Genomic DNA, 22,456 nt, shown 5'->3' with positions numbered 1-22,456 from the left:
ACTAGATCAAAACAGAGCGTCCCCAGGGGAATTCGGCTCCGACGACGATCAACGCGTCGGAGAGCCTCTGTCAATTCGCTCGAAAGAGGGATGCGGGAACGGCGGGGCAATGCCGGGAAAATGATCTCGGGGCCCCAAGAAAGTGCTGATCAGAAGCGCCTTGATCTTGAAATGCCCGGGTCAAGGGGTGGGTGGGGGGCGGGCCGCGAGCGGCGGACGCGGGCGGTTCGGCGGCGGACCCGGGCAGATCGGCGCACGCCGAGGAAACCCGCAGGAAGACAGGGGTTTGCCGACCGGGAACGAGGGAAGCCCCGCGCCGGGGTGCCGAAGCCGCGCGGGGCCGGTGAGTGCGTCAGGTGTGCCGTACGGCCGTCGGGCGGGCCGTACGCGCGTCAGATGTGCCGTGGGGCCGTCAGGCGGGCCGTACGCGCTCGGTCGGGCCGTACGGGCGCAGTCGGGCCGTACGGGCGCAGTCGGGCCGTACGGGCGCAGTCGGGCCGTACGGGCGTCAGTCGGGCCGTACGGGCGTCAGTCGGGCCGTACGGGCGTCAGGAGCCCGCTGCGGCGGGGGCGGCCGGCCAGCTCATCCGGATCGTGCCGCCGGCCTCGCCGGCGGTCACCTCGACGTCGTCCACCAGTCCGCTGATGACCGCGAGGCCCATTTCGTCGTCTATGCCGGACCCGTCGCCGCCCGGGCCGCTCGCGTTCCCGTCGCCGTCCGGGTCCGGGTGGGTCTCGGCGGTGCTGCGGGCCGCGGGCACGTGGCCGGAGGCCGCCGTCGCCGCGTCGTCGCCGACCTCGATGGAGAACTTCTTCTCCTCCTCGGTGAGCACCACGCGCACCGGGCCCGAGAGCCCGTTGTGCTGGTGCAGCCCGACGGCGCGCAGGCATGCCTCGCCGACGGCGAGACGCACCTCGTCGAGCACGGCCTCGTCGACACCCGCCCTGCGCGCGACCGCGGCCGCCACCAGGCGGGCCGTGCGGACGTGCTCGGGAAGGGCACTGAAGCGCAATTCAACGGTGGGCATGCCATCCCCTTCACGTCATCCCACGCCATCCCGTATCGCCACGGGAAGCATCCGTACCGGAGCCGACCGCGGAGGGACCCGGCGCGCGGCCCGGTCCCTCCGCCGTGTGCGGCGTCCTGTGTCAGTCCTTCGCGGCGACGGCTTCGTCGACCGAGGTGTGGATGGGGAACACCTTGGTCAGGCCCGTGATACGGAAGATCTTCAGAATGCGCTCCTGGTTGCAGACCAGGCGGAGGGAGCCCTCGTGCGCCCGGACCCGCTTCAGTCCGCCGACGAGGACACCCAGGCCGGTGGAGTCGAGGAAGTCGACCCGCTCCATGTCGACGACCAGGTGGTAGCTGCCGTCGTTGACCAGCTCGACCAACTGCTCGCGCAGCTTGGGGGCGGTATACACATCGATCTCGCCACCGACTTCGACGACCGTGCGGTCGCCCACGGTACGCGTCGACAGGGACAGGTCCACGGATCCTCCAGCACCTTTCAGCGAGCGGCTGCCCCGGGCGTCCCCCGCCGTCCGGCCGGAGACGGATCGGCATCCGCCATGGCATTCAATCACTTACCCCCGGGCGTGCACGACGCCTTGGGGGCATTGTCCGTCGCATCGGTGACACACTCGTGCCGATGGACGCGAACGAGTGGAGGGACGCGAACGAGCCGGGGGCGGCCCCCGCGCCCGACGGCACCCGGCCGGGTCACCGGCCCGGCGCGCGGTCCGGCGCACCGCACGTCACACCGGCCGGACCGGCGTTCGGCGCACTGCCCGACACGGCGGACCGCACGGCGGCGGACGGCGCCGCGGACGGCCCGGCGCATGTCGCGCCCCGCACCGCCCTGCGCCGGCTCGCCGCCCGGGAGGACCGCGCCGCTCGCATCACTCATACGGAGCACCTGCCCCCGCGCGGCGGGCGCCATGCCGATTGGCCTGCGGGCATCCGGCCGGAAGTGGTCGGCGCCATCGAGGCCGCCGGGATCGGGCGGCCCTGGGCGCACCAGGCGCGGATGGCGGAGCACGCACTCGCGGGCGAGTCGGTGATCGCCGCCACCGGCACGGCGTCGGGCAAGTCCCTGGCGTATCTGGCACCCGTCCTCAGCGCGGCGCTCGACGGCTCCGAGGCCCCCAACGGGCGGGGCGCGACGGCCCTGTACGTGGCGCCGACGAAGGCGCTGGCCGCCGACCAGCTGCGCGCGGTCAAGGCGCTGGCCGCCCCGCTCGGCAAGGCCGTGCGGCCCGCCGTCTACGACGGCGACACGCCGGCCGAGGAACGCGAGTGGGTGCGCCTCTACGCCAATCTCGTCCTGACCAACCCCGACATGCTGCACCGCGGCATACTCCCCGGCCACTCCCGGTGGTCCTCCTTCCTGCGCGCCCTGCGCTACGTGGTCATCGACGAGTGCCACACCTACCGCGGCGTCTTCGGCTCCCACGTCGCCCAGGTCGTACGGCGGCTGCGCCGGCTCTGCGCCCGCTACGGCGCGGACCCCGTGTTCCTCCTCGCCTCCGCCACGGCGGCCGAACCCGGGCAGTCGGCGGAGCGGCTGACGGGGCGGGTGGTGGCGGAGGTCACGGACGACGCGTCGCCGCGCGGGGAGGTCGCGTTCGCCCTGTGGGAGCCGCCGCTGACGGAGCTGCACGGCGAGCGGGGCGCCCCGGTGCGGCGCACGGCCACGGCGGAGTGCGCGGAGCTGCTGACGGACCTGGCGGTCGCGGACGTACGGACCGTCGCCTTCGTCCGCTCCCGGCGCGGCGCGGAGCTGGTGGCGATGATCGCCCAGGACCGGCTGGCGGCCGTGGACCGGACGCTCGTGGACCGGGTCGCCGCCTACCGAGGGGGCTATCTGGCGGACGAGCGGCGGGCCCTGGAGGCCGCGCTGCAGTCCGGCGAACTGCTGGGGCTGGCCGCGACCTCCGCGCTGGAGCTGGGCGTGGACGTGTCGGGGCTGGACGCCGTGCTGATCGCCGGCTACCCGGGCACGCGGGCCTCGCTCTGGCAGCAGGCCGGGCGCGCCGGGCGGTCCGGGCAGGGCGCGCTCGCGGTGCTGGTCGCGCGGGACGACCCGCTGGACACGTACCTCGTGCACCACCCGGAGGCGCTCTTCCGCCGCCCGGTGGAATCCACGGTGCTGGATCCGGACAACCCGTACGTGCTCGCCCCGCACCTGTGCGCCGCCGCCGCGGAACTGCCGCTGACCGACGCCGACTTCACCGGCGACGCCGCATCCTTCGGCGCCGAGGCCGCCGGGCTGCTGCCGCAGCTCGCCGACCGCGGGCTGCTGCGCCGCCGCGGCGGCGCCGGTCCCGGAGCCGCCTGGCACTGGACCCGGCGGGAGCGCGCCTGCGACCTCACCGACATCCGCGGCGGGGGAGGCCGCCCCGTCGACGTCGTCGAGGACGGCACCGGCCGCCTCCTCGGCACCGTCGACGCCGCGGCCTCCCACACCACCGTCCACGAGGGCGCCGTCCACCTCCACCAGGGCCGCACATACGTGGTCCGCACCCTGGACCTGGACGACAACGTGGCACTCGTGGAGCGCGCCGACCCCCCGTACACCACCGTCGCCCGCGACACCACCTCCGTCTCCGTGCTGGAGACCGAGCGCGAGATCCCGTGGGGCGACGCCCGGCTGTGCTTCGGGTCGGTCGAAGTCACCAACCACGTGGTCTCCTTCCTGCGCCGCCGGCTGATCACCGGCGAGATCATGGGCGAGACGAAGCTCGACCTGCCGCCGCGGACGCTGCGCACCCGCGCCGTCTGGTGGACCGTCACCGACGGCCAACTGGACGCGGCGGACATCGCCCAGGACCAGCTCGGCGGCGCCCTGCACGCGGCGGAGCACGCCGCCATCGGCATGCTGCCGCTCTTCGCCACGTGCGACCGCTGGGACATCGGCGGCGTCTCCGTGCCCCTGCACGGCGACACCCTGCTGCCGACGGTCTTCGTCTACGACGGCCATCCCGGCGGCGCGGGCTTCGCCGAACGCGCCTTCGGCGTCGCCCGCGACTGGCTCGGCGCGACCCGCTCGGCGATCGCCGCCTGCGAGTGCGACACCGGCTGCCCGTCCTGCGTGCAGTCCCCGAAGTGCGGCAACGGCAACGACCCGCTGGACAAGGCGGCGGCGCTGCGCCTGCTGACGACGTTGCTCACGGACGCGGAGGCGGCGGCCGACGCCGGGCGGGGTGCGGTGCCGAAGCAGGGCGCGGCGCCGGAGCCCGCGGCCGCGGCCGCGGTGACAACGGACGCGATGGCAACGGACGACGGCTGACCGGCCGAGGCCTGGCCGACGCCCCCCGGAGGCCGCCGTCCCGTTCGCGCGCCGGGCCGGCCGCACTGCGGCCCCGCGTTCGGCGCCCCGCCCGCGGGGGTCAGCCGGCGGCGTCGAGGCGGGCCCGCTGGTCCTCGGTCAGCTCCAGGTCCACCGCGGCCAGGCTCTCGTCCAGCTGTGCCACGGACGAGGCCCCGACCAGCGGTATCACCGGCACCTCCCCGCCTATCAGCCAGGACAGCACCACCTGGTTGACCGTGGCCCCGGCCTCCTGCGCCACCGCCCGGAGCGCCTCGAGCCGCGCCGGGGTCCCCGGGTGGTCCAGCTCGTGGCCGAGCGGCTTGTCCGCGCGGACGTAGCCGCCGGAGAGCAGCGGCGTGTACGCGACGAGCGCCAGCCCGGGGTTGTGGCGCAGGTAGCTGAGCATCGCCCCGTCCACGCCGCCCGGGGACCCGTCGGGGTCGATCTCGCTGGGCCGGTCGGTGCGGCGGCGCAGGTAGGTGTGGTGGTACTGCAGCAGCTCGTACCCGGCGAGGCCGGACGCCGCCGCGTGGGCACGGGCACGCTCCACCCGCCAGACCCACTGGTTGCTGACGCCCAGCAGCCCCACGGAGCCCTCCGCCACGAGCGCGCCGAAGGCCTCGACGGTCTCCTCCTGCGGCACGCCCATGTCGTCGATGTGTGCGTACAGGACGTCCAGCTTCTCCACCCCGAGCCGCTGCCGGCTCTCCTGCGCGGACTGCCGGATCACCTTCGCCGACAGGCCCTCGGCGTTGTCGACGTACGAGGTGCCGGGCGCGAGCGGCCGGGCGCCGAGCTTGGTCGCGATGACCACCTCGCCCCCGATGCCCCGGCTGCGCCGCCACCGCCCGAGCAGGCTCTCGCTCTGGCCGCCCTGCGAACCGTCCGCCCAGAACGCGTAGTTGTCGGAGGTGTCGACGAACGTGCCGCCGGCCTCGACGTAGCGGTCGAGGATCGCGAACGACGTCTCCTCGTCGGTCAGGGAGCCGAACAGCATGGCCCCGAGGCTGAGCACGCTCACCTCGCGCCGGTTCTGCGGGTCGGCGCCGATCGTGCGGTACTTCATGCGGAGTCCCTTCGTGTGTCTGCCAAGGCCGGAGTCTGAGGGCTGGAGCGCGCTCTACCGCAACCCCCGGCGGTCCGCCGGCGGTCCGGCGCGGGAGCGGACCTCGGCGGTGAAACGGCCCGTACGGGCGGAGGCCACCACGTCCGCGACCTCCCCGGAGACGGCGCAGCGCAGCAGCCGGGCACCCTGCGCCGCCGCCACCCGGCCGGCCGCGGCGCAGGCCGCAGCCTCGCCGAGCAGCGCCCGGTCCGCGGCCGCCAGCGCGGCCAGGTCGGCCGCCCCGCCGGCGCGGTGCCGGGAGTGCACCGCCTGCCCCAGGCCCAGCGCGGCGGCAAACACCGCGCACAGCGCGAAGCACGCCAGCGCCGACCACACGGTCGCCCCGCCCCGGTCATCGAACGGTCTCTTCCGCAAGGGCGACCGCCTCCCCTCCCAGGTCGAGGGAGAGCGACCCCGGTCCCGGCGCAGCCGCCCGCACCCGGACGCGCACCAGATCGCCGTCCCGCGCCACCGCCACGTCCGCGCGGCGGGGCGCCGCCGCCAGTGCGGCCCCGCGTACGTCCGCGGCGGACTCGCCCCGGGCCGCGGCCCGCGCGCCCGCGCGGGCGGCGTCCACGCACTGGATCTGCGCGGCGGCGGCCATGAGCGCCCAGACCAGCCCGAGGGCGAGGAACACCAGCGCCGGAACGGCCACCGCCGCCTCCGCGGTGACGACCCCCGCGTCCCTCCTCGCCCGGGCCGCCCGCGGGCCGGACCGCGCATCCGTCACCGTGCCGGCGGCGTCCGGGTCAGAACGGGACGTCCAGCGCCCGTTCCACCACTGCCTGCAGCGCACCGCCGACCGCATCGCTCGTCACCACCTTGTACAAGATCGCCGCGAACGCGACCGCCGCGATCGTGCCGACCGCGTACTCGGACGTCGTCATCCCCGCGTCCCCGCCGAGCCTCCGTGCGCACGCGCGCACCCTCCGGACGAACCTGCCGGCCATCTCGACCCCCGTGTCTTCCGATTCCGCTTCCGTGTCCGTCATGCACTGCCGCCCAGCAACCGCGTCGCCAGGCCCATCACCACCGGCGCCACCCCGACCGCGAGGAACGCGGGCAGGAAGCACAGCCCCAGCGGGCCCGCCACCGCGACCCCCGCCCGGCGCGCCCGGGCCGCCGCCGAACGGGTCTCCTCCGCCCGGCACTCGGCGGCCAGCCGGGAGACCGCGCCGACCACCGGTACGCCCGAGCGGCCCGCCTGCTCCAGCCAGTCCGCCAGCCGTGCCGCGCCCGGCAGCTCCGCGAGGGGCGCCCAGGCCGTGTGCGGGGCGGCGCCCAGGCTCAGCTCCGCTGCGCCCTGCGCCAGTCGTGAGCCGACCGGGCCGCCCAGCGAGCGCCCTACCTCCGCGGCGGCCTCGCGCGGCTCCGCACCGGCCGCGAGGCAGGCGGCGAGGAGGTCGGCGGCCAGGGCGAGGTCGGGGCCGGTACGTATGCGGGCATCGCGCCGTGCAACGGTGGCGGTCCGGCGCTGCCACCGCCGTATGCCGTACGCGGCGGCGAGTCCCGCCACCGCGCCGACCGCCCCGCCGACGAAGATGAGCACCGCGACCCCCGCGAGCAGAGCCGGCCCCCAACGCACCGCCGCACCACGGAGCCGCACCACGACCAGCACCTGCCCGGGGCCGCAGCGCCCGGCCGGCTCCGGGAGTACGGGCGACGCCATGGGGCCCAGCACGCCCTGGCACCGGCGCCGCGCGGCCCGGGCGCGCTGGCCCGCGAGGGCCGCGTCCGCCGCGCAGTACGCCGCGGCCAGAACCGAAAGCGCTGTCCACAGGCTGTGGATGAACTCAGCGCGCATGCGCACCCCGCACGATCCGGGCCACCCAGGCCAGCCCTGCCCACTCCAGCAGACCGCCCGCGACCAGGCAGACCAGCCCCGCCGGCGTATGCAGCAGCACCCGCAGCGGCGCGGCACCGAGCGCGGAGCCCATCAGCAGACCGAAGCAGGGCAGCAGCGCCAGCAGCAGCGCCGTCGCCCGCGGGCCCGCCAACTGGGCCTGCAACTCGTCCCGTCCGTCCCGCTGCGCGCGCAGCGCCGCCGCCACCCGGTCCAGCCCGTCCGCGAGACCGGCGCCGCCGCCCGCGGCCACCTGCCAGCACGCGGCGACACCCGCCAGCCCCTGCGCACCCGGCGCACCGGCCGCCGCACGCAGGGCGCCCGGCACGTCCCCGCCGAACCGCGCCGCGGCCAGCACCTCGGGACCGCCCGCGGGGCCGCCCGGCGCCGCGGCGAGCAAGACCTCCGTCGGCTGCCTCCCGGCCCGCAGCCCGCCCGCCACCGCCGCGCACAACTCGATGACCGCCGCCGCCCGGAGCACCTCCGCGCCCCGCCGCTCCCGGTCGCGCAGCCGCCGCCCGACGAGCGGCACCGCCACCGCCCCCGCGATCAGGGGCAGCCACGACGCACCCAGCAGCGCCACCGCACCCGCGGCCGGCAGGCACCACAACTCGCGTCGCCCACCCCACGCCCGTACGAGCCCGGCCGCCCGCCGCAGCGGCCCCGGGGGCACCGCACCGCCCGGCGGCCCCAGCAGCGCCCGGGCCCGCCGCACCGCGGGCGGCCGCCCGCCGCCCAGCACGACGGCCGCCCCCGCGCACAACGCCGCCCCGCACAGCGGCGCCACCGCCGCGACCTCCCCGCTCACTCCGCGCCCCCGCCCCGCTCCAACAGCCGCTCCAGCCGCGGCCATCCGGCCCGCCGCGCGAACCCGCCGGCCGCCCACACCGCCGCGGGCACCGCCGTCACCAGCCCCGCGCCGTCCCGCTCCAGCACGTGCACCTCCGCGATACGCCGCCGCCCCCGCCGGTCGCGCACCAGGTGCAGCAGCACCGACACCGCCGCCGCCAACTGGCTGTGCAGAGCGGGCCGGTCGAGGCCCGCGACCGCGCCCAGCGCCTCGAGTCGCGCGGGCACGTCACCGGCCGCGTTCGCGTGGACGGTGCCCGAGCCGCCTTCATGGCCCGTGTTGAGGGCGGCCAGGAGATCGACGACCTCGCGGCCCCGCACCTCGCCCACGACCAGCCGGTCGGGGCGCATCCGCAGCGCCTGCCGCACGAGGTCCTGGAGGGTCACCTCGCCGATGCCCTCCTGGTTCGCGGGGCGGGCTTCGAGGCGTACGACATGGGGGTGATCCGGCCGCAACTCGGCCGACTCCTCGGCCAGCACGATCCGCTCGTCCGGCCGCACCAGCGACAGCAGCGCACTCAGCAGAGTCGTCTTGCCGCTGCCCGTGCCGCCGCTGATCAGGAACGAGAGCCGAGCGTCGAGGAGGCCGCGCAACAGGCCCTCGCCGCCAGGCGGCACCGTCCCGGCGGCGGTCAGCTCCGCGAGGCCGAACGCCCGCCGCCGCACCACCCGCAGCGAGAGGCAGGCCGACCCCACCGCCACCGGCGGGAGGACCGCGTGCAGCCGCGTGCCGTCCGGCAACCGCGCGTCGACCCACGGGCGGGCGTCGTCGAGCCGCCGCCCCGCGACGGCGGCGAGGCGCTGGGCCAGCCGCCGTACGGTACTGGCGTCCGCGAACCGCACGTCGACCCGCTCCAGACCGCACCCCCGGTCCACCCACACCTCGTCCGGCGCGGTGACGAGCACATCCGTGACGTCCGGCTGGGCCAGCAGCGGCTCCAGCGGTCCGCTGCCGACCATCTCCGAGCGCAGCGCGCCCACGATCGCCAGGACCTCGGTGTCGCCGAGCAGCCGCCCCTCCCGCCGCAGCGCGGCGGCAACCCCGGCGGGCGTGGGCTCCCCACCGCTCTCCGCCAGCCGCCGCCGCACCGCGCCGACCAACTGCCCCGAAACGACAGGGATCTCCCCGTCAATGCGCGCCGTACGGGCCGGGGCTGTCGCCGCTGGTCGTCCACCGCCCGAGTCGTACACCGCCCGCAGGGAATCCGGCCGCAACTCGCGTCCGGGTGCCGCGAGATCCGCGCCGGGCGCCTCCTGGCCGTCCGCATCACACCCCGCACAGGCAGACTCCGGCCGGACGCCGCTCCCACCGGCCGTACCGGATCCGGCAGCCGCCGCCCCGCCGCCGTCCGCGTCCCGGCCATACCGCAGCAGAGTCCACCCGGACCTCGTGACCGGCCGGTCCGCCTCCTGCTCCGTGCACCTCATACCGCTGCCCCCTCCGTGCTCGCGCCGGGCAGGGCCCGGGCCCAGAAGTCCGCGCAGAAGCGGGACAGCGGCGTGCGGGGGCGGGTGCCCGGAGGAGGGGCGCCGCTCTCGGCGGCCTGCGGCAGACCCGGTTCCGCGGGGAGTTCGCCGGCGAGCGGGAGGCGCAGGAGGTCGGCGACGTCCTCGGCCGCCAGACCGCGCCGCGCCGGGCCCCGGACCACCACCCGCAGATCGCCCAGCACCATCCGCACGGCATCCGCCACCCGGTGCGCCGCCGCGACCGCGCGCAGTTCTGCCGGCACCACCAGCAGCCCCACGTCCAGCTGGGCCAGCGCCTCGGCCACCGGCTCGTCCACCCGCCGCGGCAGGTCGACCACGACCACACCGCCCCGCCGCCGGGCCGCCGCGAGCACCGAGCGCATCGCCTCCGGCGCCACCGGCGCGGCCCCCGCCTCGCCGCCGCCCCGGTCCCAGCTCAGCAACCGCAGGTCGTGCAGCCGCGGCAGCGACTCCTCCAGCGCCGCACCGCCGATCCGCCCCCGCGACGCCGCGAAGGCCGGCCAGCGCAGCCCCTCCGCCTCCTCACCGCCGAGCAGCACGTCGAGCCCTCCGCCCAGCGGATCCGCGTCGACCAGCACAGTCCGCCGTCCGGCCCGCGCCGCCGTCACCGCAAGCGCGCAGGCCAGGGTGGACGCCCCGGCGCCGCCCCGGCCGCCGACCACGCCGACCGTGCGGGCCTGCGCGCCGACTCCCTCCGCGGCGTCGGCGATCCGGTCCACCAACTCCGTCTCCCCGTCCGGCAGCACGAGCACCTGCTCCGCCCCGACCGCGACCGCGCGCTCCCACACCCCGGGGTCGTCCTGATCCCGGCCGACGAGCACCACCCCGTCCCGCCGGGCCGGCCCCGCCGCAGCCAGCCGCCCGGCGGTGTCGTCCCCGACCAGCACTAGCGGCGCCGCGGCCCAGTCCTGCCGCCCGGGGGCATGCGAGACCTCCGCCTGCGTGCCCGCCGCGGCGCAGAGACGCAGCAGGTCATCGAGCAGGTCCTCGTCCTCCGTGACCACCAGCGGCCGCCCGTCGGCGCCGCCATCGCCGGCACCGCCCCCGGAGCCGGCGGACGCACTCCCCGCGCCGCCCACCGCGCCTCCGGCACCGCGCCGACGACCGGCGGCCCCGGAGCCGTACCCCCGGCCCGACAGACTCCTGACCGACAGCCCGCCGCCCGGCAGACCCACCCCCGACAGCGCGCCTCCCTGCAACCCGCCGCCGGACAGCCCGTCCCGCAGCCCGCCGCTCCACACCCGACTCATCACGCCGACTCCCCCGCTTCACCCGGCGGCCCACCCGGCACGCCGTCCGCCTCGGCCCGCGCCAACCGCCCTCCGCGGCGGCACCGGACCCGCTTCCGACCCCACCGTGCCCCCGACGCCCCACACCTCGTGGATCTTGGTCGGGATCTGTGGATAACCCACCAATTGTGGACAACTCCGTCACTCGATCGGGGGAGCGTGCAGATCGAGGGCAACGGTTACCCACGGTGATGCGTCTAGTTCCACGACAGCGCTGAAGACCGTTGAAGACAGCCCGAAGGACGGCTCGAAGCAAGGAGCGACCGGGAAGAGCGGGAGAAGATCCGGCAAGACCGGAGAAAAATTCGAAAAAACCGGAGTCCGGACATGCGACGACCCCCGCCGGGGGGGAGAGCGGGGGTCGTCCCCACGGCCGACTCGGGGGGGGAGGAGCCGGTCCGGGTTAGCACGGTCGCGAACGATCCGTGACTTCCATGGTGTACCCGAGAGCCTTCTCAGGCAAACCCACGCGCCACACCTTACGCCGAATGGTGGGCGCCTATGCTCGCACTCGTGGAAAACCACTCGCTGCCCAGGACAGCCGCGTTCTTCGATCTGGACAAGACGGTCATTGCGAAGTCGAGCACGCTGACCTTCAGCCGCTCCTTCTACCACGGCGGGCTGATCAACCGGAGGGCCGTACTCCGATCCGCCTACTCCCAGTTCATCTACCTCCTGGGCGGCGCCGACCACGAGCAGACCGAGCGCATGCGCGCCTACCTCTCGGACCTCTGCCGCGGCTGGAACGTGGCCCATGTGAGCGACATCGTGGCCGAGACCCTCCACGAGCTCATCGACCCGATCATCTATGACGAGGCCGCCTCCCTCATCGAGCACCACCACCTCGCCGGCCGCGACGTCGTCATCGTCAGCAGTTCGGGCGCCGAGGTGGTCGAGCCCATCGGCGAACTGCTCGGCGCTGACCGCACCATCGCCACCCGCATGGTCGTCGAGGACGGCCGCTACACGGGCGAGATCGACTACTACGCCTACGGCCCCGCCAAGGCGGAGGCCGTGCGGGAGCTGGCCGCGGCCGAGGGCTACGACCTCGCGCGCTCGTACGCGTACAGCGACTCGATCACGGACGTACCCCTCCTGGAGACCGTCGGCCACGCCTACGCCGTGAACCCCGACCGGGCGCTGCGCCGCGAGGCGGAGCAGCGCGACTGGCCGGTACTGTCCTTCGCCCGTCCCGTACGGCTGAAGCAGCGGCTGCCGCAGTTCTCGCTGCCCTCCCGGCCGGTGCTGGCCGCGGCCGCCGCGGGGCTGGCGGCGGCGACCGCGGCCGGGGTGGTCTGGTACGCGTACCGCCGCCGCCTCCAGGCCGCCTGAGAGCCAGAGTTTCCGCCCTGACCTGCACGCCTTCCGCTTCGCCCGATAATTAACCTTCGCTCTTATTTGCAGGAGAAAGTAAATATCTGAGCGCTGGGCTTCCCTCTCACCGCGGGTAGGAGTACAAAGGGATTACGGCCCGCGAGAGCCAGGGCATCCGAGGAGGATCCCCCAGCAACCACGGCCCCACGGACCGCACATGGAAGTCGGGAACCCACGCGACGCCGATCCCTCGAATAGGGACCGCCACACCAGGCAACGGACGGGTGCCGGGCCTGATGGGCATATATCTCTGCACGCACTGGTACCCCGGCCGACATGAGACAGCGGCGGTGCCCCAAGGGCGCCGCCGCAACTCTGTGCCCGCGCCCCCGTAGAAGCCGCCGCCGCGCCCGCGCGGGGCTACGCCGCTCCCCGCTGCAGCGCCTCGCACACGGCCGTGCTCTCCCGCGCCCCCAGCTCAACGGCCCTGCCGCAGTGCGCGATCCACCCTCCGACGCCCTCCGGCGTCCCGCTCGCGTAGCCCGCGAGGGCCGTCTCGTACGCCCCGCGCCCCTGCTCCGCGTGCCCCACCTCGGCCGGGCAGACCCCCTTCGGATCCAGCCCGCTGCCGACGAGCACGATCCGCTCGGCGGCCCGTGCGACCAGCCCGTTGGCGGTACGGAACGGCCGCAGCGTCAGCAGTTCGCCGTGCACCACCGCGGCCATGACCAGCGCCGGAGCGGACGAGCCGGCGACGACCAGGGCCGCCAGCGCGTCCAGCCGCGCCGCCGCCTCCTCGGCGTCCGGCAGCGGCGACGGCAGCGCCGCACCCGGCTCCGTGACGCTCTCGCCCGCCAGCCGCGGCCGCCCCACCGCCTCGGCGGCGGCCTCCGCGCCCCCGGCACGGCCCGCGTCCGCATCGACGCCCCCCGACGCCACCACGTGCAGCCGCGCCAGCACCTGCATCGGCGACTGCCGCCAGGTGCTCAGCAGTTGCCCGGCCTCGGCGTTCGCCCGGAGCGCACCGCCCACGGTCCGCGGCTCGCCCGCACCCGAGAAGTCGCTGCGCCGCCGCACCTCCTCCAGCGCCCAGTCCGCGCCCGACAGCGCCGCCGAGGCCCGTGCCCCGCGCAGCGCCGCCTCCGCGGACACCTCGTTGCTGCGCCGGCGCATGACCCGGTGCCCGTAGACACGATCGACCGCCCTCCTTACAGAGGACACCGCCTCCTCCACTCCCGGGAGGGTGCTCAGGGCCGCCAGCGGGTCGGTCACGCTCGTCATGCGTACGAGACTACGCAACCCGATGGGGTGGACTTGTCCAGCCCTTTCCCTGACCGCGGGGCAAGATCCCGCTACCGTTTCTGAACATGAAGATCGCTTTCGTGGGAAAGGGCGGCAGCGGCAAGACCACCCTGTCGTCCCTCTTCGTCCGGCATCTCGCCGGCACCGGCCGCCCCGTGCTCGCCGTCGACGCGGACATCAACCAGCACCTGGGCGCCGCCCTCGGGCTCGACGAGGAGGAGGCGGCCCGGCTGCCCGCGCTCGGCGCCCACCTCCCGCTTGTCAAGGAGCACCTGCGCGGCACCAACCCGCGGATCGCGGACGCCGCCGGCATGATCAAAACGACACCCCCCGGCGCGGGCTCCCGCCTGCTCACGGTCACCGGGGACAACCCGGTGTACGCCGCGTGCGCCCGCCCCGTGCGGTTGGACAACGGCTCCGTACGCCTGATGGTCACCGGCCCGTTCACCGAGGCCGACCTCGGCGTCGCCTGTTATCACTCCAAGACCGGCGCGGTGGAGATGTGCCTCAACCACCTGGTCGACGGGCGCGAGGAGTACGTCGTCGTCGACATGACGGCGGGCAGCGACTCCTTCGCCTCCGGTATGTTCACGCGCTTCGACATGACATTCCTTGTTGCCGAGCCGACCCGCAAGGGCGTCTCCGTCTACCGCCAGTACAAGGAGTACGCCCGCGACTTCGACGTCGCGCTGCGCGTCGTCGGCAACAAGGTGCAGGGCCCGGACGACCTGGAGTTCCTGCGCGCGGAGGTGGGCGCCGACCTGCTGGCCGCCTTCCCGCACTCCGACTGGGTGCGGTCGATGGAGAAGGGCCGCCCGCCGGCGTTCGCGATGCTGGAGGAACCTGCCGCGCAGGTCCTGCGGGAGCTGTACGGGGCCGTGGACGCCTCGTACGAGCGGCGCGACTGGGCCCGTTACACCCAGCAGATGGTGCACTTCCACCGCAGGAACGCGGAGAGCTGGGGCAACGCGAAGACCGGGGCCGATCTGAGGGACCAGATCGACCCCGGCTTCGTCCTGGGCGAGACCGCGCACCTTGAACCCGCACAGCCCGAGCAGGCCGTACGGGGTGGGGCCGCCGCCCCTCAGCCCGCCTGACCCTGCTTGGCGTCCGCGGTGCCGGCGTGGTCCTTCTGCGCGGACCCCGCCGGTCCGTCGGCGCGCTGCGCGCTGCCGCGCTTCGCGGGCGCCGACAGGAACTTCTCCCAGCCCTTCGCCGGCTGTTCGCCCACGTCGAGGGTCTGCAGCCGGGCGAGCGCCGCCGGGTCCTGGGCGTCCAGCCAGTCCGCCAACTGCCGGAAGGAGACGCAGTGCACGTCCTTCTTCTTGCAGACGGTCTTGATGGTGTCCTCTACGGCACGCATGTACGCGCCGCCGTTCCAGCTCTCGAAGTGGTTTCCGATGACGAGGGGCGCGCGGTTGGTCGTGTACGCACGCTCGAAACCCGCCAGTAGCCCCTCGCGCATCTGCCGTTCGAAGGCCTCGTGCTGGGCGGCGGGCGCATAGGCGGTGCCCGACTGGTTGGCCATGAAGTTGTAGTCCATGCTCACGACTTCGAAGGCGCGGCCAGGGAACGGGACCTCCTGCAACGACAGGTCCCAGATGCCCTCCTTCTTCTTGGGCCACACCTGGCTGCTGACACCGCTGGTGTCATAGCGGAAACCCATCTCCTTGGCGGCCTTCATGAGGTTCTCCTGCCCCTCCAGGCAGGGCGCGCGACCGCCGACCAGCTCCTTGTCGTAGTCGAAGGGAAGCGGGTCCGCCTTCTTCCGGCCGGTGTTCGTCTTCCACTGCTGCACGAACTGCTTGGCCTGCGCGATCTCGCTCTTCCAGTCCTCCTTCGACCAGCTCGCGACGCCCGTGCGGCCGCAGAAGTGGCCGTTGAAGTGGGTGCCGATCTCGCTGCCCTCCAGCCATGCGCCGCGGACCTGCTCCAGGGTGGCCGCGACCTCCTCCTCGTCCAGGTAGCCGATGTCGGAGGCGCCGCGGGCGTGGCCGGGGGGCGCGTACTGCATGCGCTTCTCCCGGGGCAGGACGTAGACGCCGCTGAGGAAGTACGTCATGGCCGCGTCGTTCTCCCGCGCCACCTTGCGGAAGTGGGAGAAGAGCCGCTGGCCGTCCTCGCCGGCCCCGTCCCAGGAGAAGACGACGAACTGCGGCGGCTTGCTGCCCGCCGTCATCCGGCTGACCGTGGGCTGGTTGGGCTGGGCGCCGGTGTAGGCCGTGGAGCCGTCGCCGATGAGCTTCATCGGCCGGCCGTTGCCGGGTGCCGCGTCGTCGCTGCCCGAACCCCGCGAATCGCCGTCCGATCCCGTACCGGGAGAACAGCCCGCGACCGCCACACCTCCCAGTGCGAGAACGCCGCAGATTCCCACGGTCGCCCGCCATGTTCCGAACAAAGCTCCCACCTCTTCCCGACGCCGCCAGGGACGCACTGACACGAATGGCCGAATGCACACGCGATTTCTCACGGCACGCTCAGAAAGAGGGATAACCAGGAATTCAGATTATCTCTCTGTATTCACTCGATGGATGGGAGAAGTGGGCCGTCCAGCGCAAAACGCTTCGCTCACTCTTTACGTGGCATTACGATTCGTTTACTTGACCTTGAGGGTCACCGAACCGTCACACTGTGTGACGTAACCCGTGTGCCCGTGCTGCACGACGCCCCCTCCACACCGAGGAGACGCCACATGCCCGCAGGACGCCCGACCCCCCTGGGAAGCCCTCCCGCCGAGCGCGCGAAGGACCCGGAATCCGAACCGGAACACGACCCGGAACACACGGCAGACCCCGAACCCACGCGGTCCGGACCGCACACCGCCGTCCCCGGGCCCGCCGCCCCTCCCGAACGCACCGCCACCCGGCGGCCCTTCGTCGCGGACCTCTCCGCCTCCGTGACCGTCTTCCTCATCGCCCTGCCGCTCTCCCTCGGCATCGCGCTGGCGACCGGGGCACCACTGCAGGCCGGGCTGCTGTCCGCGGCCGTGGGCGGCATCGTCGTCGGCCTGATCTGCGGGGCTCCGCTGCAGGTCAGCGGGCCGGCAGCCGGTCTGACCGTGATCACCGCCGACCTCATCCAGCAGTACGGCTGGCGCACCACCTGCGCCATCACCGCCCTCGCAGGTCTCGCCCAACTCGTGCTCGGCTCGCTCAGGGTGGCCCGGTCCGCGCTGGCGGTCAGCCCGGCCATCGTGCACGGCATGCTCGCGGGCATCGGTGTGACCATCGCACTGGCCCAGTTGCACATCGTCCTGGGCGGCAGCCCGCAGAGCTCGCCGGTCGACAACGCCCTGGCGTTGCCCGGCCGGTTCGCCGACCTGCACCTGGGGGCGGTGTCGGTGAGCGCTGTCGTCATCGTCGTGCTGCTGGGCTGGCCGCGGCTGAGCGGGTGGGGCACGGGTCCGGTGCGGTACGTACCGGGGGCGCTGGCCGCCATCGTGCTCGCGACCTGCTTCGCCTCCGTCGCCGGACTGCGGCTGCCGCGCGTCGACCTGCCGTCGTGGAGCAACCACGCGCTCGCGGGGATGCCCGAAGGACCGGCGCTGGGGCTGGTGGCGGCGGTACTGACGATCATGCTCGTGGCCAGCGTGGAGTCGCTGCTGTCCGCGGTGGCGGTCGACAAGCTGGCGGGGGCCCGCGGCGACGAGCGGCCCGTACCGCGCGCCGACCTGGACCGGGAGTTGCGCGCACAGGGTGCCGGCAACTTCGTCGCCGGCCTGCTCGGCGGGCTGCCGGTCACCGGCGTCGCGGTGCGCAGCTCGGCCAACGTCGCGGCCGGTGCGGTCAGCCGCCGGTCCACCGTGCTGCACGGAGTGTGGGTGGTGCTGGCGTCGCTGCTGCTGGTGGGGTTGCTGGAACTGATCCCGCTGGCGGCGCTGGGGGCGCTGGTGATGGTGGTCGGCATCCAGATGGTGAAGATCAGCCACGTACGCTCGGTGCGCCGGCACCGGGAGGTCCTCGTCTACGCGGCGACCGTTACCGGCGTCGTGATGCTGGGCGTTCTCGAGGGCGTCGCCGTGGGGATCGCCGTGGCGGTGGCGGTGTCGCTGCACCGGCTGTCCCGTACGAAGGTGACGCTGCACCGCCACGACGGGGGCGCGGCGCCGGAAGCGGCGGACGGGACCGGGGAGGCACCGGAGGACACGTATCTCGTGCACGTGCGCGGGCAGCTCACCTTCCTTGCCGTGCCGCGGTTGAGCCGGGTGCTGGCGCAGGTACCGCCGGGTGCGACGGTGGAGGTGGAGCTGACCGGCTCGTTCATGGACCACGCAGCGTTCGAGACGCTGCAGGACTGGCGCCGGGCGCACATCGCGCAAGGCGGCACGGCGGAGCTGACCGCCGCCACGGGCCGGCGCATCGCCGAGCCGGCCACCGCGCACCACTGCACTCCCTGGTCACCGTGGCGCAACCACTGCTGTGTCACGACGCCGGAGCGGCACGCCCCGGCGCACCGGCTGCTCAGCGGGATCAGCAACTTCCAGCGCAACACCGCGCCGCGGGTGCGCGAGGAGCTGGCGCGGCTGGCCCGCGAGGGGCAGCGGCCCACCCAGCTCTTTCTCACCTGCGCGGACTCCCGGGTGGTCACGAGCATGATCACGTCGAGCGGGCCGGGCGACCTGTTCACGGTGCGGAACGTGGGGAACCTGGTGCCGCTGCCGGACGGAACCGGAGACGACGCCGACGCGGCCCTGCCCGACGACTCCGTCGCGGCGGCGATCGAGTTCGCGGTCGAGGTGCTGCGGGTCGAGTCGATCACGGTGTGCGGGCACTCCGGCTGCGGCGCGGTGCAGGCGCTGCTCGACGAGGAGGCCGCGCGCGGGGACGCCGGGGACGCCGGCGTACCGCCCACTCCGCTGCGGCGCTGGCTGCGGCACGGGCTGCCGAGCCTGGCGCGGGCCCGGGCCGACGGCCCCCGGATCGTCTCCCGGCCGTACGCGGACGACGCCGAGCGGGTGAGCCTGGCCAACGTCGCGCAGCAGTTGGACCATCTGCGTCGGCACCCGTGCGTGCGCCGCCGGCTGGCGGACGGCTCGCTGAGCCTGCACGGCATGTACTTCCACGTCGGCGAGGCGCAAGCTTATGTGCTGGGCGCGCAGGGCGACTTCACGGCGGTACGCCCCGGCCCGGCCGCGCTTCCGGGGCGGGCCGCCGCCGATGTCCGTTAGCACACGGCGCCTGCGGGTACCCACAGGTCTAAACCATTTTATCCCCAGGCCCTTGTCACGCCCTCCCCGCGCCTGATGAGCTAGGCGCGGGACTGAGGCGGACATCCTGGAAAGGGAGATGTCGTGAGCAACGAAAGCCTGGCCAACCTGCTCAAGGAGGAGCGCCGGTTCGAGCCGCCAGCCGAGCTGGCCGCGCACGCGAACGTCACGGCGGAGGCGTATGAGCAGGCACGTGCGGACCGGCTGGGCTTCTGGGCGGAGCAGGCCCGGAGGCTCAGTTGGGCCACCGAGCCCACCAAGACGCTCGACTGGTCGAACCCGCCGTTCGCGAAGTGGTTCGAGGACGGCTCGCTCAACGTGGCGTACAACTGCGTGGACCGGCACGTCGAGGCCGGCCTCGGCGACCGCGTCGCGATCCACTTCGAGGGCGAGCCGGGCGACTCCCGCTCGATCACCTACGCCGAACTGCAGCGTGACGTCGCCAAGGCGGCCAACGCGCTGGTGGAGCTGGGCGTGCAGACCGGCGACCGGGTCGCGATCTACATGCCGATGATCCCGGAGACCGTCGTCGCCATGCTGGCCTGCGCCCGGGTCGGCGCGCCCCACTCGGTGGTCTTCGGCGGCTTCTCCGCCGACGCGCTCGCCACCCGGATCGCCGACGCGGACGCGCGCGTGGTCATCACCGCCGACGGCGGGTACCGGCGCGGCAAGCCGTCCGCGCTCAAGCCCGCGGTGGACGAGGCGGTGGAGCGCACCGAGCAGGTGCGCAACGTCCTCGTGGTGCGGCGTACGGGCCAGGACGTGGCCTGGACCGAGGGCCGCGACGTGTGGTGGCACGACGTCGTCGACCGGCAGGAGGAGACGCACACCCCCGAGGCGTTCCCCGCGGAGCACCCGCTCTTCATCCTCTACACGTCGGGCACCACGGGTAAGCCCAAGGGCATCCTGCACACCACCGGCGGCTACCTCACCCAGGTGTCCTACACCCATCACGCGGTCTTCGACCTCAAGCCCGAGACCGACGTGTTCTGGTGCACGGCCGACGTCGGCTGGGTCACCGGCCACTCGTACATCGTGTACGGCCCGCTCTCCAACGGCGCCACCCAGGTGCTCTACGAGGGCACGCCCGACACCCCGCACCAGGGCCGCTGGTGGGAGGTCATCCAGAAGTACAAGGTCTCGATCTTCTACACCGCTCCCACCGCGATCCGCGCCTGCATGAAGTGGGGCGACGCGATCCCGGCCAAGTTCGACCTGAGCAGCCTGCGAGTGCTCGGCTCGGTCGGTGAGCCGATCAACCCCGAGGCGTGGATCTGGTACCGGGACCACATCGGCGCCGGGCGCACCCCGGTCGTGGACACCTGGTGGCAGACCGAGACGGGCGGCATCATGATCAGCCCGCTGCCCGGCGTGACGAGCACGAAGCCCGGCTCGGCGCAGGTGCCGCTGCCCGGCATCGAGGCCACCGTCGTGGACGACGAGGCGCGCGAGGTGCCGGACGGCTCGGGCGGCTACCTGGTCCTCACGGAGCCGTGGCCGTCGATGCTGCGGACGATCTGGGGCGACGACCAGCGCTACAAGGACACGTACTGGTCCCGCTTCGAGGGCCGGTACTTCGCGGGCGACGGCGCCAAGAAGGACGACGACGGCGACATCTGGCTGCTGGGCCGGGTGGACGACGTCATGCTCGTTTCCGGGCACAACATCTCCACCACCGAGGTGGAGTCCGCCCTTGTCTCGCACCCCAAGGTCGCCGAGGCCGCCGTCGTCGGCGCCACCGACCCGCAGACCACGCAGGCCATCTGCGCCTTCGTGATCCTGCGCGGCGGCGCCGAGGAGGCGGACGGGCTGGTGGAGGAGCTGCGGGCGCACGTGGCGAAGGCCCTGGGCCCGATCGCCAAGCCGAAGCGGATCCTGCCTGTCGCGGAGCTGCCCAAGACCCGCTCGGGCAAGATCATGCGCCGCCTGCTGCGGGACGTCGCCGAGAACCGGAAGATGGGCGACGTCACGACGCTGACGGACACCTCGGTCATGGACCTCATCCAGGCCAAGCTGCCGAGCGCGGCCTCGGAGGACTGAGACCGGACGGGCCGCGCAGGGCCGTACGGCCCCGCGCAGGCGGCCCGGGCGCGCGGTCAGCGGCGCCGGCGGCGGGGGCACCCTGTCGCCGGCAGCCGCACCGTCCAGCCGCACCTTATATCCCTTTTTGGTCGTAGTATTACCCCAGGTTGATCGACTGGTGCCGCCCTGTAGGGTGGCGGAGACATGTGAAGAAAGCGATAAAACCCTGAGGCGCGCCGGGAAGTCTGGTCGGCACACAGCACCCGTGTATCCGTCGCCCACCGCCCGGGAGGCCTCGTCATGACCGCGCCCCAGCGCCCTCAGCAGTCCCAGTTCCTGCGCAGGCCGTCCCTCAAAGAGAGCAAGTTCCTCGCCGAGGCCCTGCGTACGGAGACCGTCGGCGGACTGATCCTGCTGGCCGCGGCGGTCATCGCCCTCGTCTTCGCGAACAGCGGCCTCAGCGGCACGTACGAGGACATCAAGGGCTTCACCTTCGGCCCCTCCGCGCTCGACCTGCGCCTCGACCTCGCCCACTGGGCCAAGGACGGGCTCCTGACGATCTTCTTCTTCGTCGTCGGCGTCGAGCTGAAGCGCGAGCTGGTCGACGGCGAGCTGCGCGACCCGCGGGCAGCCGCGCTGCCCATCGTCGCCGCGCTCTGCGGCATGGCCACCCCCGCCCTGTTCTACGTCGCCGTCAACGCCGGCCGCGGCGACCTGGGCGGCTGGGCCATCCCCACCGCCACCGACATCGCGTTCGCCCTCGCCGTCCTCGCGGTCATCGGCAGCAACCTCCCCTCCGCCCTGCGCGCCTTCCTGCTGACGCTGGCCGTCGTCGACGACCTCTTCGCGATCCTGATCATCGCGATCTTCTACACCGCCAGCATCAACCTCGTCGCCCTCGGCTTCGCCGTCGCCGGCCTCGTCCTCTTCTGGTTCCTCCAGCGCCACGACGTCCGCGGCTGGTACGTGTACGTACCGCTGGCCCTGGTCATCTGGGCGCTCATGCACGCCAGTGGCGTGCACGCCACCATCGCGGGCGTCGCCATGGGCCTGATGCTGCGCGTCACCACCCGACCGGGCGAAGAGGTCTCGCCCGGCGAGCACATCGAACACCAGATGCGCCCGATCTCCGCCGGCCTCGCCGTCCCCGTCTTCGCGTTCTTCGCAGCCGGGGTGGCCGTGAACGGCGACTCGCTGGGCGGCGTGTTCACCGACCCCGAGCCCCTGGGCGTCGTGCTCGGCCTCATCCTCGGCAAGATCCTCGGTATCTCGATCGGCTCCTGGCTCGCCGCCCGGTTCACCCGGGCAGAGCTGAACCCGGCACTGAGGTGGCCCGACGTGTTCGCCGTCGCCACGCTGGCCGGCATCGGCTTCACCGTCTCGCTGCTCATCAGCGAACTCGCCTTCACGGAAGACGCCGCCCTCGCCGAGGAGACCAAGGCGGCGGTGCTCACCGGCTCCTTCATAGCCGCCGTACTCGCGTGCGTCCTGCTCAAGATCCGCGACAATCGCTACAAGGCGATCGCGGTGGAGGACGAGCGCGACGAGGACATGGACGGCATACCGGACATGTATCAGCAGGACGACCCGGAATACCACCTCCGGATGGCCGCGATCCACGAGGCAAAGGCCGCGGAACACCGGAGGCGTGCCGAAATGGGCCACCCGCCCGGCGAGGCGGGTGACCGTCGGGCATGATGTGACTTCAGGCGGCGAAGGGACGGACGA

The 22,456-nt window shown here is 73.8% G+C and carries 18 protein-coding genes; 6 read left to right on the top strand and 12 right to left on the bottom strand.

The window, feature by feature from the left end; genetic code table 11:
• Positions 1 to 548 precede the first annotated feature (548 nt).
• Together LG396_RS02570 and bldG are read right to left on the bottom strand one after the other, a co-directional pair.
• Positions 549 to 1,028 carry an ATP-binding protein gene (locus LG396_RS02570; RefSeq protein ID WP_026276782.1) on the bottom strand — a complete coding sequence of 160 codons (480 nt, stop codon included), beginning with the start codon at positions 1,026 to 1,028 and terminating at the stop codon, positions 549 to 551.
• Positions 1,029 to 1,149: 121 nt separating this feature from the next.
• Complete coding sequence (gene bldG / locus LG396_RS02565) at positions 1,150 to 1,491, bottom strand: anti-sigma factor antagonist BldG (protein WP_018835875.1); 342 nt, start codon at positions 1,489 to 1,491, stop codon at positions 1,150 to 1,152.
• A 158-nt stretch (positions 1,492 to 1,649) separates the two neighbouring features.
• On the opposite strand from bldG, the gene sftH reads away from it, so the two are divergent.
• Positions 1,650 to 4,289, top strand: coding sequence for a DEAD/DEAH box helicase (gene sftH, locus LG396_RS02560; protein ID WP_225793391.1), 2,640 nt, complete (start codon positions 1,650 to 1,652; stop codon positions 4,287 to 4,289).
• Between the two features lie 100 nt (positions 4,290 to 4,389).
• Here the strand turns inward: sftH and LG396_RS02555 are convergent, their stop codons facing one another.
• The 8 genes from LG396_RS02555 to ssd form a co-directional block, all read right to left on the bottom strand.
• Complete coding sequence (locus LG396_RS02555; protein WP_225793390.1) at positions 4,390 to 5,376, bottom strand: aldo/keto reductase; 987 nt, start codon at positions 5,374 to 5,376, stop codon at positions 4,390 to 4,392.
• A 54-nt stretch (positions 5,377 to 5,430) separates the two neighbouring features.
• On the bottom strand, positions 5,431 to 5,790 hold the full coding sequence (locus LG396_RS02550) for an Rv3654c family TadE-like protein (RefSeq protein WP_145896543.1): 360 nt from the start codon (positions 5,788 to 5,790) through the stop codon (positions 5,431 to 5,433).
• Positions 5,768 to 6,145: a TadE family type IV pilus minor pilin gene (locus tag LG396_RS02545; protein ID WP_037753586.1), complete on the bottom strand. Its 378-nt coding sequence runs from the start codon at positions 6,143 to 6,145 to the stop codon at positions 5,768 to 5,770. The genes LG396_RS02550 and LG396_RS02545 overlap by 23 nt, the downstream gene beginning before the upstream one ends.
• A gap of 19 nt (positions 6,146 to 6,164) precedes the next feature.
• Positions 6,165 to 6,407: a DUF4244 domain-containing protein gene (locus LG396_RS02540; RefSeq protein ID WP_225793389.1), complete on the bottom strand. Its 243-nt coding sequence runs from the start codon at positions 6,405 to 6,407 to the stop codon at positions 6,165 to 6,167.
• The gene (locus tag LG396_RS02535; RefSeq protein WP_225793388.1) at positions 6,404 to 7,225 is read right to left on the bottom strand and encodes a type II secretion system F family protein; all 822 of its coding nucleotides are present in this window, start codon (positions 7,223 to 7,225) and stop codon (positions 6,404 to 6,406) included. Before LG396_RS02535 ends, LG396_RS02540 begins: the two co-directional genes overlap by 4 nt.
• A complete protein-coding gene (locus tag LG396_RS02530) occupies positions 7,209 to 8,066 on the bottom strand; it encodes a type II secretion system F family protein (RefSeq protein WP_225793387.1) in 858 nt (285 codons plus the stop codon). The genes LG396_RS02535 and LG396_RS02530 overlap by 17 nt, the downstream gene beginning before the upstream one ends.
• Entirely contained in the window at positions 8,063 to 9,208 is a 1,146-nt protein-coding gene (locus LG396_RS02525) for a TadA family conjugal transfer-associated ATPase (protein ID WP_263978659.1), read from the bottom strand. Before LG396_RS02525 ends, LG396_RS02530 begins: the two co-directional genes overlap by 4 nt.
• A gap of 323 nt (positions 9,209 to 9,531) precedes the next feature.
• A complete protein-coding gene (gene ssd, locus LG396_RS02520; RefSeq protein WP_225793632.1) occupies positions 9,532 to 10,836 on the bottom strand; it encodes a septum site-determining protein Ssd in 1,305 nt (434 codons plus the stop codon).
• 549 nt (positions 10,837 to 11,385) lie between these two features.
• On the opposite strand from ssd, the gene LG396_RS02515 reads away from it, so the two are divergent.
• A complete protein-coding gene (locus LG396_RS02515; RefSeq protein WP_225793386.1) occupies positions 11,386 to 12,216 on the top strand; it encodes an HAD family hydrolase in 831 nt (276 codons plus the stop codon).
• Between the two features lie 402 nt (positions 12,217 to 12,618).
• Here LG396_RS02515 and LG396_RS02510 read toward each other — a convergent pair whose 3' ends face one another.
• On the bottom strand, positions 12,619 to 13,479 hold the full coding sequence (locus LG396_RS02510) for a Fic family protein (protein ID WP_225793385.1): 861 nt from the start codon (positions 13,477 to 13,479) through the stop codon (positions 12,619 to 12,621).
• 86 nt (positions 13,480 to 13,565) lie between these two features.
• Between LG396_RS02510 and LG396_RS02505 the strand changes: the two genes are divergently transcribed.
• Positions 13,566 to 14,597, top strand: coding sequence for an ATP-binding protein (locus tag LG396_RS02505; RefSeq protein ID WP_225793384.1), 1,032 nt, complete (start codon positions 13,566 to 13,568; stop codon positions 14,595 to 14,597).
• On the opposite strand, the gene LG396_RS02500 is transcribed toward LG396_RS02505, so the two are convergent.
• A complete protein-coding gene (locus tag LG396_RS02500) occupies positions 14,585 to 15,748 on the bottom strand; it encodes a polysaccharide deacetylase family protein (protein ID WP_308190057.1) in 1,164 nt (387 codons plus the stop codon). The two genes, LG396_RS02505 and LG396_RS02500, sit on opposite strands and share 13 nt — an antisense overlap.
• 444 nt (positions 15,749 to 16,192) lie before the next feature.
• On the opposite strand from LG396_RS02500, the gene LG396_RS02495 reads away from it, so the two are divergent.
• The 3 genes from LG396_RS02495 (at position 16,193) to nhaA (ending at position 22,426) form a co-directional block, all read left to right on the top strand.
• Complete coding sequence (locus tag LG396_RS02495) at positions 16,193 to 18,667, top strand: SulP family inorganic anion transporter (RefSeq protein ID WP_225793383.1); 2,475 nt, start codon at positions 16,193 to 16,195, stop codon at positions 18,665 to 18,667.
• Between the two features lie 123 nt (positions 18,668 to 18,790).
• Positions 18,791 to 20,746, top strand: a complete 1,956-nt coding sequence (gene acs, locus LG396_RS02490) for an acetate--CoA ligase (RefSeq protein ID WP_027768409.1) — start codon at positions 18,791 to 18,793, stop codon at positions 20,744 to 20,746.
• Positions 20,747 to 21,028: 282 nt separating this feature from the next.
• Positions 21,029 to 22,426: a Na+/H+ antiporter NhaA gene (gene nhaA / locus LG396_RS02485; RefSeq protein WP_225793382.1), complete on the top strand. Its 1,398-nt coding sequence runs from the start codon at positions 21,029 to 21,031 to the stop codon at positions 22,424 to 22,426.
• Positions 22,427 to 22,456: the final 30 nt, after the last annotated feature.

Origin of the sequence: Streptomyces aculeolatus (assembly GCF_020400605.1) — a bacterium.
In the GTDB taxonomy this organism is placed as follows: Bacteria; Actinomycetota; Actinomycetes; order Streptomycetales; family Streptomycetaceae; genus Streptomyces; species Streptomyces aculeolatus.
The sequence above is the reverse complement of the archived record's forward strand: the minus strand, read 5'-3'. Positions and strand labels throughout refer to the sequence as shown.

What these genes read in the sequence shown, in the direction of transcription:
- sftH (WP_225793391.1), top strand. Translation starts at nt 1,650, where the DNA reads ATGGACGCGAACGAGTGGAGGGACGCGAACGAGCCGGGGGCGGCCCCC.
- LG396_RS02555 (WP_225793390.1), bottom strand. Translation starts at nt 5,376, where the DNA reads ATGAAGTACCGCACGATCGGCGCCGACCCGCAGAACCGGCGCGAGGTG.
- nhaA (WP_225793382.1), top strand. Translation starts at nt 21,029, where the DNA reads ATGACCGCGCCCCAGCGCCCTCAGCAGTCCCAGTTCCTGCGCAGGCCG.
- LG396_RS02505 (WP_225793384.1), top strand. Translation starts at nt 13,566, where the DNA reads ATGAAGATCGCTTTCGTGGGAAAGGGCGGCAGCGGCAAGACCACCCTG.
- LG396_RS02495 (WP_225793383.1), top strand. Translation starts at nt 16,193, where the DNA reads ATGCCCGCAGGACGCCCGACCCCCCTGGGAAGCCCTCCCGCCGAGCGC.
- LG396_RS02500 (WP_308190057.1), bottom strand. Translation starts at nt 15,748, where the DNA reads ATGAAGCTCATCGGCGACGGCTCCACGGCCTACACCGGCGCCCAGCCC.
- LG396_RS02540 (WP_225793389.1), bottom strand. Translation starts at nt 6,407, where the DNA reads ATGACGGACACGGAAGCGGAATCGGAAGACACGGGGGTCGAGATGGCC.
- LG396_RS02510 (WP_225793385.1), bottom strand. Translation starts at nt 13,479, where the DNA reads ATGACGAGCGTGACCGACCCGCTGGCGGCCCTGAGCACCCTCCCGGGA.
- LG396_RS02570 (WP_026276782.1), bottom strand. Translation starts at nt 1,028, where the DNA reads ATGCCCACCGTTGAATTGCGCTTCAGTGCCCTTCCCGAGCACGTCCGC.
- LG396_RS02515 (WP_225793386.1), top strand. Translation starts at nt 11,386, where the DNA reads ATGCTCGCACTCGTGGAAAACCACTCGCTGCCCAGGACAGCCGCGTTC.